We start from the raw sequence: 12,495 nt of genomic DNA on the forward strand, positions 1-12,495 counted from the left end.
AAATGAATGAAAAATACCAATCTGATAAGCTTTACTTAGTTGAAAACTTTGAAAAAACAGAAAAATTAGTTTATAATAGGTCTGTTGTAGAAAGGAAGTGATAATGTGAATAGAGGCTCTAGACGATTTCCGTTGATAGCAGATGATGAACCAGTAATGTCTCCGCTTGTAAAGATGAATCTTTATGATAATGAAGATTTAATTAACAACATTCGAGGCTTTTATCAAGAAAAAACATATCAAAGCATGGTCAAAAGCAATTATGAACATGAAAAAATATCACATCCTAAGGTAATTGAAAATGATCCTGTACCACCGCAGAGTTTTGTAAAAAAAGCGACAGAGTTGAGCAAATCTCGACAAGAGGCAAAGAGGTCTGTTCGGGAGAAACGACAAGCTTACTATGCGAAACAGGAATTTAAGGCGCCATCAAAGGAAGCTTTTCAGCAACAATTGAAGGCAACAGTACCGAAAAAACAAACTCAGCGAAAGGTGACTGAACTAAGTCATCTTTCTGATCGTTTACAGCAGGAAAGCTATATATTAGCAGAAATTCCAATCATATTTCAAGAACCTGATAATACACCGAACCCAAAAACAAAGAAAAATAATTTTGATTTTTTGAAACGCAGTCAAGTTTACAATAAACAAGACAATCAGTTTCATAAAGAAAGAGCCAAGGCTCAAGAATTAAATCTGACACGTTTTAAAGACATTAATTAAGGAGAGATCATGTCAAAAACTTATCATTTTATTGGTATTAAAGGATCCGGAATGAGTGCCCTAGCACTGATGCTTCATCAAATGGGACATAACGTCCAAGGAAGTGACGTTGACAAATATTATTTTACCCAACGTGGTTTAGAGCAAGCAGGTGTAACTATATTACCTTTCTCACCGAATAATATCAGTGAGGATTTAGAGATTATTGCAGGAAATGCTTTTCGTCCAGATAACAATGAAGAGTTGGCTTATGTTATTGAAAAGGGCTATCATTTTAAACGATATCATGAATTTCTCGGAGATTTTATGCGTCAGTTCACTAGTCTAGGTGTAGCTGGGGCACATGGAAAAACCTCAACGACAGGTTTATTAGCTCATGTTTTAAAAAATATTACAGACACTTCTTTCCTAATTGGAGATGGTACAGGACGTGGTTCTGCTAATGCTAATTACTTTGTGTTTGAAGCTGATGAATACGAACGTCATTTTATGCCGTACCATCCAGAATACTCAATTATTACCAATATTGATTTTGACCATCCTGATTATTTTACAGGCCTAGAGGACGTATTCAATGCCTTTAATGACTATGCTAAGCAAGTTCAAAAAGGTTTATTCATTTATGGAGAAGATCCAAAACTTCATGAAATCACTTCTGAGGCACCAATATATTATTATGGTTTTGAAGATTCAAATGATTTTATAGCAAAAGACATCACTCGAACTGTTAATGGTTCTGACTTTAAGGTTTTCTATAACCAAGAAGAAATTGGTCAGTTTCATGTACCAGCATACGGTAAACATAATATCTTAAATGCAACTGCTGTTATTGCTAACCTTTACATAATGGGAATTGATATGGCATTAGTAGCTGAGCATTTGAAGACATTTTCAGGGGTAAAGCGTCGTTTTACTGAGAAGATTATTGACGATACTGTCATTATTGATGACTTTGCTCACCATCCTACTGAGATTATTGCGACATTAGATGCTGCTCGACAAAAATACCCGTCAAAAGAAATTGTAGCTATTTTCCAACCGCATACGTTCACTCGTACGATAGCTCTTTTAGACGAATTTGCCCATGCCTTGAGTCAAGCGGATAGCGTTTATCTCGCTCAAATATATGGTTCTGCTAGAGAAGTAGATAATGGTGAGGTGAAGGTAGAAGATTTAGCTGCTAAGATTGTCAAACACTCAGATTTAGTGACAGTCGAAAATGTCTCGCCTTTACTCAATCATGATAATGCTGTCTATGTCTTTATGGGTGCTGGAGACATTCAATTGTATGAGCGCTCTTTTGAAGAATTATTAGCTAACCTAACTAAAAATACACAATAAGTTGATGGTAAGGGCTGAGAGAAGTTTCTCAGTCCTCTATCTGACTTTATCAAGAGAATTTCATAAAGAAATTAAGGAGATGAGTATGATTATTAGAAATGGTTGCCTAGAGGATTTACAGCAAGTCATTAGTATTGAACAAATAAATTTTTCAGAAGCAGAGGCTGCGAGTAAAAAAGCAATGAAAGAACGTTTAACGATAATGACTGATACTTTTTTAGTTGCAGAGATTAATGGTCGTTTAGCAGGTTACATTGAAGGACCGGTTATTAAAGGTCGGTACTTAACGGACGATTTATTCCATAAAGTTTCTGAAATCCCTGTAAGGGAAGGTGGTTTCATAGGAATTACTAGTCTATCAATACATCCTGATTTTAAAGGTCAGGGGATTGGTACAGCGTTATTAGCAGCGATGAAAGACCTGGTTGTTTCTCAAGAACGAGATGGTATAAGTTTAACTTGCCATGATGATTTAATTTCCTTCTATGAAATGAATGGATTTAAAGATGAGGGAGAATCTGACTCCCAACATGGTGGTTCGCTTTGGTATAATATGATCTGGAATAATCCAACACGATCAATTTGTTAAAAGTAGATAACATTGTCAAAGTTTTGTTGATTTTATAGACTATTTAAGATATAATTGCCTGTGATTATTATTAGGAGGAAATCTCTTTGACCGAATTTAATGACGATCAGCATTCTAACCATGATCAGAAAAGTTTTAAAGAACAAATTCTGGCAGAGTTAGAAGAAGCTAACCGTTTGAGAAAGTTGCGTGAAGAAGAACTCTATCAAAAAGAGCAAGAAGCCAAAGAAGCTGCTCGCAGAACAGCACAATTGATGGCAGATTATGAAGCGCAACGTTTGAAAGACGAACAAGAAGCTAGAGCAAAGGCGCTAGAGACTAAGCAACGCTTAGAAGAGCAAGAGAAGGCTCGGATTGAGGCGAAACTTCAGGCAGAAGCTGCTCGAGAAGAAGAAAGACGTCAGGCGGAACAAGCATTAGCTTCCCAAGAAGAACAAGTTATCAATCAAGGGATGGAACCTTCAAGAGAGCTTGATAGCGGCTCCAAATCTAGTGAATTTAGGACAACTGAAAATGTACCTGAAATAGATTTAAAAGCAGATAAGACTGATGTTGCAACTGCTGTGCCTAATCAAGAAACGGAAGAAATCTTTCTTGTGAGAGCAACAGATATTCCTACAGAAGGTGAAAATGTAAAACTTGGTGAGACATCAGAGTTAGAGCCCGTAGCAAAGGAACCTATCCGAGTAGAGGATTTGCCAAAAGAAGAAGAGGGTATAGCTTTGTCAGCCAAGAACAAACATAACAAGCGTGAAAGACGTCAAAAAGCAGATAATGTGGCAAAACGAATTGCACGTATTCTGATATCAATTATCATACTTGTATTGCTCTTGACAGCATTTGTAGGTTATCGTTTTGTAGATAGTGCTATTAAACCTGTTGATTCCAGTTCAAATAAATTTGTACAAGTTGAAATTCCGATAGGATCTGGGAATAAATTAATTGGTCAAATTTTAGAAAAAGCAGGAGTCATTAAGAGCGCCACAGTCTTTAATTACTATTCCAAGTTCAAAAACTATAGTAATTTTCAAAGTGGATACTACAATCTTAAAAAAAGTATGACTTTAGATCAGATTGCTGCTGAATTGGAAAAAGGCGGAACTGCAGAACCGACAAAACCAGCTTTAGGTAAGATATTAATTACCGAGGGTTACACTATTAAACAGATTGCTAAAGCTATTGAGTCTAATAAAATTGATACAAAGACTACAAGTACACCTTATAAAGCTGATGATTTCTTGAAACTTGTTCAAGATGAAACGTTTATTAAAAAAATGGTAGCTAAATATCCAAATTTACTAGGAAGTTTACCTGATAAATCAAAAGCTATTTATCAATTGGAAGGATATTTATTCCCAGCTACCTACAACTATTATAAAGATACAACCTTAGAAGGACTTGTTGAAGATATGATTTCAACAATGAATACTAAGATGGCACCTTACTATAACACTATTAAAGCGAAGAATATGTCTGTAAATGATGTTTTGACATTATCATCTCTTGTTGAAAAAGAGGGATCAACAGACGAAGATCGCCGTAAAATAGCAAGTGTCTTTTATAACCGACTATCAGCCGGTCAAGCTCTTCAAAGTAACATTGCAATTTTGTATGCTATGGGAAAATTAGGTGATAAAACAAGTTTAGCTGAAGATGCTCAAATTAATACTTCAATTAAATCACCATACAACATCTATACTAATACTGGTTTGATGCCTGGACCAGTTGATAGTCCAAGTATCTCAGCAATTGAAGCGACTATAAAACCTGCTTCAACAGATTACCTTTATTTTGTCGCTGATGTGAAGACCGGAAATGTATACTACGCTAAAGATTTTGAAACACACAAGGCTAACGTTGAAAAATATATCAATAGTCAAATTAACTAAGCTTATAAACATGGTGCGAGTCATCATGTTTATATCTTTGACTTGAAAAAATGAAAAGAAAAGAGAAATAAAATGGCAGAAAAAACTTACCCAATGACACAAGTGGAAAAAGATCAACTTGAAAAAGAACTTGAAGAGTTAAAATTAGTTCGTAGACCAGAAGTTGTAGAGCGTATCAAGATTGCTCGTTCTTATGGTGACTTATCAGAAAATAGCGAATATGATGCAGCAAAAGACGAACAAGCATTTGTTGAGGGCCAAATTCAAATTTTAGAAACAAAAATTCGTTATGCTGAAATTATTGATAGTGATGCAGTTGCTAAAGATGAGGTTGCAATTGGTAAAACTGTCCTTGTCCAAGAAGTTGGTACAAATGATAAAGATACTTACCATATCGTTGGTGCTGCTGGAGCTGACATTTTTTCAGGAAAAATTTCGAATGAAAGCCCAATTGCTCATGCTTTAATTGGTAAAAAAACAGGAGACTTAGCTACAATTGAATCACCTGCTGGTAGCTATCAAGTTGAAATCATTAGTGTTGAAAAAACAAATTAATAGTATAAATCATAGAATAATATCTAGAGTCTAGACGTTATTCTATTTTTTTAAAGTATTTTTTGTTATCTTATAATAAAAATACATTTTATGAGGTGTTTATATGGTTTTTAAAGATGCTACCGCTATGGCACAAGCGATAAAACAGCATAAGATTTCGTCGCAAGAATTAGTAGAGCAAGCAATCTACAAGATCGAGGAACAGAATGTAAGCGTTAATGCTGTTGTCAGCAAGCAATATAATGAGGCGCGTCAAGCAGCCAAATACGCAAATGAATCAGATGCTCCTTTTGCAGGAGTTCCTATTCTTCTGAAAGATTTGGGACAGAATCAAAAAGGACAACTCTCAACCTCAGGTTCACAATTATTTAAACACTATCATGCTAAACAAACGGACTATTTAGTGCAGTCCTTTGAAAAATTAGGGTTTATTATTTTAGGAAGAACAAATACCCCTGAATTTGGTTTTAAGAATATTAGTGATAGTCAACTTCACGGGAATGTTAATCTTCCATTTGACCATTCAAGAAATGCTGGAGGCTCTAGTGGTGGTGCAGCCGCAGCTGTTAGTTCAGGAATGGTTCCAATTGCAGGAGCTAGTGATGGAGGAGGGTCAATCAGAATTCCAGCAAGTTTTAATGGTTTGATTGGTTTAAAACCGAGTCGAGGACGTATACCTGTTGGACCTTCATCCTATAGAGGTTGGCAAGGGGCTTCTAGTCATTTTGCTTTAACAAAGTCAGTTAGAGATACAAAACGACTATTATATTATTTACAATCATATCAAGTAGAAAGTCCATTTCCCCTGAAAAAACTCAGCAAAGAGAGTCTTTTCGAGTTTAGCGTTAGTAAACCCCTAAAAATAGCAGTATTGATGGATTCTCCCTTAAAAACAAAGGTATCAAGTGAGGCTAAAGCAGCTATTAAAGAAGCCGCAGATTTTCTGTCTCAAAAAGGGAATCATTTAGAATTAGTAGAACAACCTTTAGATGGTATTCATTCTATGAAAACTTATTGTATGATGAATAGCGTTGAAACAGCAGCAATGTTTGATGACATCGAAAAGAGTTTAGGGCGTTCAATGGAATTTAGCGATATGGAATTAATGACCTGGGCTATGTATCAGAGTGGACAAAGGGTATTGGCTAAAGATTACAGTAAACTCTTAGATTCATGGGATCAATTTGCAGCTACCATGGCGAGGTTTCATGAAAATTATGATTTAATTTTAACAGCAGCAACTAATCAACCAGCTCCTTTTCATGGACAATTTGATTTAGACGAGACACTCCAGAAACAATTGAGGCATATGGGAGAATTCTCAGTAAGTGAACAACAGGATTTAATTTGGAAAATGTTTGAAGACTCAATGGCCTGGACACCTTTTACACATCAGCCAAACTTGACTGGGCAACCTTCTTTAGCCATACCAACTCATCTAACTAAAGAGGGGCTACCTTTAGGTGTACAATTGACAGCGGCTAAAGGGAGAGAAGATTTATTGCTTGCTGTTGCAGAGTTGTTTGAAAAAGAGAAGCAATTCAAAGGGCCTGTTTACCATTAATTTGAAAAGTAAACAATATTTTTGCGAAAACGGATACAATATGGTACTCTTAACAATGGTTGTATTATTATCGTAAATTTATGTATTAATTTTCATTAAATTTAATTTTCGATAGAGTACGCCAAACCATTTTAATATAATTTAATCTACAGGAGTACTTATGAAAAAGACAATTTTACTTGGTTTAGTCGGTTTATCTGCAATGACATTAGCAGCTTGCTCAAATGGTCAATCTAGCAAAGAAACAACATGGGACAATATTAAAAAAGATGGTGTCCTTAAGGTTGCTACCCCTGCAACGCTTTATCCAACAAGTTATTATGATGACCATAAAAAATTGACTGGTTATGAGATTGATATGATGAAAGCGATCGCTAAAAAACTTAAGATAAAAGTTAAGTTTGTTGAAGTTGGAGTTGCTGAATCATTTACTTCTGTAGATAGTGGCAAGGTGGATGTTGCTGTCAATAACTTCGACACAACTCCCGAGCGTTTGAAAAAATACAATTTCTCTCAACCTTATAAATATTCTGTTGGAGGTATGATTGTACGTGCAGATGGCTCTTCAAAGATTACAGCAAAAGATTTATCTGACTGGAAAGGTAAAAAAGCTGGTGGTGGCGCTGGAACGCAATATATGAAAATTGCAAAACAGCAAGGCGCTGAACCTGTTATTTATGACAACGTAACTAATGACGTTTACCTTCGAGATGTATCAACTGGACGTACAGATTTCATTCCGAATGATTACTACACACAAGTCATTGCTGTAAAATATGTAACAAAACAATATCCAGATATCAAAGTAAAAATGGGTGATGTGAAGTATAATCCGACTGAGCAAGGTATTGTGATGAGTAAAAAAGATAAGAGCCTCAAAACAAAAATTGATGCAGCTATCAAGGATATGAAGAAAGACGGTTCTTTGAAAAAAATCTCTGAAAAATATTATGCTGGTCAAGATCTCACAAAAGAACCTGCTGGAACAGATAAAATTCCAGTAATTAAAGTTAAATAAAATATTTCGAGAGGAGTAGATAAGTGATAAACTGGGATGCCATTTTTAATTTGGAACTAGCTGTTAAGGCTTTTCCAAGTGTTATTCAGGGGTTACCATATACCATTGGATTATCCTTGGTTGGCTTTATTTTAGGAGCTATCGTAGGATTCTTTGTAGCTCTAATGAAGATGTCTCATTTCCGCTTACTGAGGTATCTAGCTAATATTCATATTTCCTTAATGCGTGGGATTCCTTTAATGGTTCTACTCTTTCTTATCTATTTTGGTTTGCCTTTTATAGGGATACAGTTAGATGCTGTGACTGCTTCTATCGTAGGTTTTACCATGATGTCTAGTGCATATATATCAGAAATTATCAGAGCAGCTCTTTTAGCTGTTGATCATGGTCAGTGGGAAGCTGCTAGAGCTCTAGGGTTAAAAACACCGACGATTTATAGAGGCATTATTATTCCGCAAGCAACAAGAATTGCACTCCCTTCTTTAAGTAATGTTTTGCTAGATATGGTTAAGGGTTCCTCATTGACTGCGATGATTACGGTACCTGATATCTTTAATAATGCTAAAATAGTTGGGGGAACCTACTCCGACTATATGACCGCCTATATCTTAGTAGCCCTTATCTATTGGGTAATTTGTACGCTTTATGCAATTATTCAAGACTGGTGGGAAAAACGATTACTTTATTAATAAGGTAGTTTGTTAGCTAGATTACTTGCACTTTAAAAGCTAGATTTTTATCTGACTTTTAGGGTGCTTTTTATATGGTGTTGACTAAAAAGTTAGGCAAAAATAAAAAGACTTAGCTATGTAGGACATAGAACTAAGTCTTTTTTACTTGAATTACATAATAATCTTTAACTGTTTAGGACAACACACCATTATTTAGTATGCTTGTTTTATCCCCGTCTTTTTTGTTTTCCGGCGTTACGATTTGTTTTTTTAGATGTAATAATTGCTTGATTAGATTCAGTAGCTTTAGTTGAATTTGTAACATCTTTTCGTGCGTTATTAGCTTTGTAGGCTTTAGGAGGATTTTTAGTATATTCTTCTTCTACTTTTCGGCGTAGTTTAGGCTTAAGTACATAAGTCGTAACTAGCTGCTGGATAATACTGAAAATACCACCAATAAACCAATAAAGCGCAACACTAGCAGGTAAACTAATAGACATGAATACCATCATTATTGGCATCAGATACATCATTGTTTTCATTTGCTGACGTTGTTCATCTGGAACACCTTGCATTGACAACCAAGATTGTACAAAATAAAGAATGGCGATAATGACAGTAAGTGTCAGACTCTTTTGACCTAAGTTAAGTCCCAAGAAGGTTGCACTAGAGACTCCAGGAGTATAGCGTGCAGCAAAGAAAATAGCTGAGAAAAATGGCATCTGAATGAGTAATGGCAAGCAGCCAATACCGCCAAACATGCTAAGGCCATTCTCACGTTGAGCTGTCATTAATTCTGTCTGAGCTGCTAATTTTTCTTCTTGTGTTTTAGCATTGCGTAGTCGTTCATTGATAGGTTCGAATAAAGGCTTAAAGTACGCCATTTTTTCAGCTTGATAGCTAGCTTTCCAAGACTGATAAAGTCCAAGTGGTAAGATAACGACACGTACGATGACGGTTACAATAATGATAGCGACACCAAAACCAAGCCCTTGGTGTTGAGCGAAATAAGTAATGAGGTTGGCCATAGGCACTCCAAGAGTATTCCAGATAACTCCATAGGGTTTTCCAGCCTTATCAACGCTAACACATCCTGTCAATAATAATAACATAGACAAAGATAAGCTAGAGAATAAGATACGTTTCAATGTTTTTTTCAATGTTTTTAGTTCCTCTAATTTTTAATATACCTATCTATTTTACTTTTTTTTAAGAATTAAACAATACTTCCGCAGAATGATTTTTAATTACTCATTTTAAAGTCATTAAAATCATCGAAGTTATCTAGTTTAATATCAACATAAGTTACTTTAGACCATTTTGAAGGTCCTTTTCGAATTTTCTGAATAAATTGTGTCATTTTATTTGAATCTGTGGATTGTGCTAAAATTTCAACAGTTCCATCATCGTTATTCCAAACGCGACCGTAAATATCACCTATTTCTAAAGCTAAGGAATAAGTTGCATAGCGAAATCCGACTCCTTGAACGCGCCCTGAGACAATTAAATGAACTTTTTTCATAACTTGACCTCTTTTCTGATATAATAGGTTTATGACTACTATTATAACTTCAAAATCAAATAATCTCATTAAAAAAACGAAAAAGTTGTTACAAAAAAAATATCGGAAATCTTCATATCTTATTGAAGGCTGGCATTTATTTGAGGAAGCTGAAAAATATGGTGCACAATTTTTAAATATTTTTGTGACAGAAACGGCAATAGATCGTTTGAGAAAACCCGAGAGAGCTATTGTTGTTACAGATGATGTTTTGAAAGAATTAACTGACTCACAGACTCCTCAAGGGATTGTAGCTGAGATTGCCTTTCAAGAGACAAGATGGACAGATATTAAAAAAGGACGTTTTCTTGTATTAGAAGATGTGCAGGATCCAGGAAACCTAGGAACAATGGTTCGAACTGCAGATGCAGCGAATTTTGATGCTGTTTTTTTATCTCAGAAATCTGCTGATTTGTATAACCAAAAAACACTTCGTTCTATGCAAGGCAGTCACTTTCATTTACCAGTATTTAGGGTAGAAATAGAGCAGTTTGTTAACTTTTGTAAAGCAGAAGGGATAACTATGATTGCGACAACTTTATCTGAACAATCGGTAAATTATAAAAATCTCCCTAAATATGATTATTTTGCTTTAATCATGGGAAATGAGGGACAGGGAATTTCCAAAACTATGACAGAAGAAGCAGATGTTCTAGCACATATTGAAATGCCTGGACAAGCAGAAAGTCTTAATGTAGCAGTAGCTGCGGGAGTAGTCATTTTCAGCTTAATTTAAGTTCATATGTTATAATATCCCCAGAGGGGTGATTATAATGAAAAAGTATCAAGACGATAAGGACTTCATGGATTTGGTCGGTCACCTTATTGACCATCCACGTTTCCAAAAACTCGAAGCTATTGTCCAACATCATCACTCAACTCGCTTAGAGCATTCTATAAATGTTAGTTATACAAGTTATAAAATTGCTAAGAAGTTTGGTTGGGATGCGAGTAGTACTGCTCGAGGTGGTTTACTACATGATTTCTTTTATTATGATTGGCGTGTAACGAAATTTAACAAGAGCCATGCTTGGGTTCATCCAAGGATAGCGGTTCGTAATGCGCGAAAATTAACTGATTTAAACGCTAGAGAAGAAGATATTATTTTGAAACACATGTGGGGAGCGACTATTGCACCACCACGTTATAAAGAAAGTTATATTGTGACTATGGTTGATAAGTATTGGGCAGTACGAGAGGCTTCTCGTCCACTCAAACGTATTTTTAAGAAACCTATCCGTTTTAGTCGCAAATTCTTAGGTAGTCACAATCATTAAAATTTAGAATAGGAAAATACATATGAATGATAACGTCATTTACACACAATCTGATTCAGGGCTGAATCAATTTTTTGCTAAGATTTACGGTCTTGTAGGGATAGGAGTAGGTTTGTCAGCTGCTGTTTCTGCGATTATGCTGTATATGTTTCCACAAAATATGATTGCCATCATGCAAAAAATGCCAGGGTTGTATTTTGGAGCAATCATCTTAGAATTGGTTTTAGTCTTTGTTGCTAGTGGAGCGGCGCGTCGAAACACACCAGCTGCATTACCATTATTTTTGATTTATTCAGCTTTGAATGGGTTTACTTTAAGTTTCATTATCGCAAGGTACACGCAAACAACAGTTCTTCAAGCTTTTATAACATCTGCAGCTGTTTTCTTTGCAATGGCTTTGATTGGAGCTAAGACTAAAAAAGATTTATCAGGTATGCGTAAAGCGTTAATGGCTGCTTTAATTGGGATTTTAATTGCAAGTCTTGTTAATTTATTTATCGGTAGTGGGGGTATGAGTTATATCATTAGTATCGTATGTGTCATCATCTTTTCTGGATTGATTGCTTATGATAACCAAATGATTAAATATGTCTACAATAGCCAAGGCGGCCAAGTCGCAGATGGTTGGGCAGTTTCGATGGCACTAAGCCTTTATCTTGATTTTATTAATCTATTCTTAAATATTCTTCGTCTTTTTGCACGAAATGATTGAGGCTAACTGGTTAGATATTCTAGCCAGTTTTTAATTGTGAAATAACACCAAAGAAGGAATTTGTTATATGAAGGCACAGGAGCGTCGAGAAAATATTTTAACGACTTTAAAAGGAACAAAAGAAGCTGTATCGGCAAGCACATTAGCAAAGATTTTTAGTGTTAGTAGGCAGGTGATTGTTGGAGATATTGCCTTATTGCGTGCACAACAATGTGATATTATTTCTACCCCAAAAGGATACCTTATGTCCAGTGCTCTAAGTACTCATCAATTCACAGCTAGATTGGTTTGTCAGCATGGCATAGAACAGACAGAAGAAGAACTGGAAATTATTTTGCAGTATCAAGGAACCATTATGAATGTGGAGGTAGAGCACCCTATTTATGGGATGCTGACTGCTCCCTTAAACATTCAAAGCCAAAAAGACATTGATAATTTTACTGCTAAATTAAAAGTTTCCAATGCAGAATTGCTATCCTCTTTGACAGATGGTTTACATACACATATGATTTCTTGTCAAGATCAGTCGGTTTTTGACCAAATATGTGAGGCTCTAAAAAAAGCAGGAATCTTATACATAGACAAATAACCTTAC

The 12,495-nt window shown here is 35.5% G+C and carries 14 protein-coding genes; 12 read left to right on the forward strand and 2 right to left on the reverse strand.

Annotated features, from left to right (window positions below):
- The first annotated feature begins 105 nt into the window (after window positions 1-105).
- From zapJ to HMPREF9171_RS110080, 8 genes are all read left to right on the forward strand, one after another.
- Entirely contained in the window at window positions 106-723 is a 618-nt protein-coding gene (zapJ, locus tag HMPREF9171_RS110115; RefSeq protein ID WP_001079340.1) for a divisome accessory protein ZapJ, read from the forward strand.
- Between the two features lie 9 nt (window positions 724-732).
- A complete protein-coding gene (gene murC / locus HMPREF9171_RS110110; protein WP_000048107.1) occupies window positions 733-2,064 on the forward strand; it encodes a UDP-N-acetylmuramate--L-alanine ligase in 1,332 nt (443 codons plus the stop codon).
- An 85-nt stretch (window positions 2,065-2,149) separates the two neighbouring features.
- The gene (locus tag HMPREF9171_RS110105) at window positions 2,150-2,653 is read left to right on the forward strand and encodes a GNAT family N-acetyltransferase (protein ID WP_000586870.1); all 504 of its coding nucleotides are present in this window, start codon (window positions 2,150-2,152) and stop codon (window positions 2,651-2,653) included.
- 86 nt (window positions 2,654-2,739) lie between these two features.
- Window positions 2,740-4,542 (forward strand): endolytic transglycosylase MltG, encoded by a 1,803-nt coding sequence (gene mltG, locus HMPREF9171_RS110100; RefSeq protein ID WP_000134321.1) that lies wholly within the window; start codon window positions 2,740-2,742, stop codon window positions 4,540-4,542.
- Between the two features lie 72 nt (window positions 4,543-4,614).
- A complete protein-coding gene (greA, locus tag HMPREF9171_RS110095; protein ID WP_000818772.1) occupies window positions 4,615-5,097 on the forward strand; it encodes a transcription elongation factor GreA in 483 nt (160 codons plus the stop codon).
- A 103-nt stretch (window positions 5,098-5,200) separates the two neighbouring features.
- Entirely contained in the window at window positions 5,201-6,661 is a 1,461-nt protein-coding gene (locus tag HMPREF9171_RS110090; protein ID WP_000231315.1) for an amidase, read from the forward strand.
- Window positions 6,662-6,821: 160 nt separating this feature from the next.
- Window positions 6,822-7,679 carry a transporter substrate-binding domain-containing protein gene (locus HMPREF9171_RS110085; protein WP_000751026.1) on the forward strand — a complete coding sequence of 286 codons (858 nt, stop codon included), beginning with the start codon at window positions 6,822-6,824 and terminating at the stop codon, window positions 7,677-7,679.
- Between the two features lie 23 nt (window positions 7,680-7,702).
- Entirely contained in the window at window positions 7,703-8,368 is a 666-nt protein-coding gene (locus HMPREF9171_RS110080) for an amino acid ABC transporter permease (RefSeq protein ID WP_000611497.1), read from the forward strand.
- 209 nt (window positions 8,369-8,577) lie between these two features.
- Here the strand turns inward: HMPREF9171_RS110080 and yidC are convergent, their stop codons facing one another.
- Together yidC and HMPREF9171_RS0102420 are read right to left on the reverse strand one after the other, a co-directional pair.
- Window positions 8,578-9,510, reverse strand: coding sequence for a membrane protein insertase YidC (gene yidC / locus HMPREF9171_RS110075; protein WP_000751931.1), 933 nt, complete (start codon window positions 9,508-9,510; stop codon window positions 8,578-8,580).
- An 83-nt stretch (window positions 9,511-9,593) separates the two neighbouring features.
- Window positions 9,594-9,872 carry an acylphosphatase gene (locus tag HMPREF9171_RS0102420; RefSeq protein WP_000755490.1) on the reverse strand — a complete coding sequence of 93 codons (279 nt, stop codon included), beginning with the start codon at window positions 9,870-9,872 and terminating at the stop codon, window positions 9,594-9,596.
- A 31-nt stretch (window positions 9,873-9,903) separates the two neighbouring features.
- On the opposite strand from HMPREF9171_RS0102420, the gene HMPREF9171_RS110070 reads away from it, so the two are divergent.
- The 4 genes from HMPREF9171_RS110070 (at window position 9,904) to HMPREF9171_RS110055 (ending at window position 12,489) form a co-directional block, all read left to right on the forward strand.
- Complete coding sequence (locus HMPREF9171_RS110070) at window positions 9,904-10,647, forward strand: TrmH family RNA methyltransferase (RefSeq protein WP_000207505.1); 744 nt, start codon at window positions 9,904-9,906, stop codon at window positions 10,645-10,647.
- A 37-nt stretch (window positions 10,648-10,684) separates the two neighbouring features.
- Window positions 10,685-11,188, forward strand: coding sequence for an HD domain-containing protein (locus HMPREF9171_RS110065; protein WP_000760496.1), 504 nt, complete (start codon window positions 10,685-10,687; stop codon window positions 11,186-11,188).
- Window positions 11,189-11,210: 22 nt separating this feature from the next.
- Window positions 11,211-11,900, forward strand: a complete 690-nt coding sequence (locus HMPREF9171_RS110060; RefSeq protein WP_000999457.1) for a Bax inhibitor-1/YccA family protein — start codon at window positions 11,211-11,213, stop codon at window positions 11,898-11,900.
- 67 nt (window positions 11,901-11,967) lie between these two features.
- Window positions 11,968-12,489 carry a transcription repressor NadR gene (locus tag HMPREF9171_RS110055; protein ID WP_000647219.1) on the forward strand — a complete coding sequence of 174 codons (522 nt, stop codon included), beginning with the start codon at window positions 11,968-11,970 and terminating at the stop codon, window positions 12,487-12,489.
- Window positions 12,490-12,495 lie beyond the last annotated feature (6 nt).

This window comes from Streptococcus agalactiae ATCC 13813 (assembly GCF_000186445.1).
Taxonomy (GTDB): Bacteria; Bacillota; Bacilli; order Lactobacillales; family Streptococcaceae; genus Streptococcus; species Streptococcus agalactiae.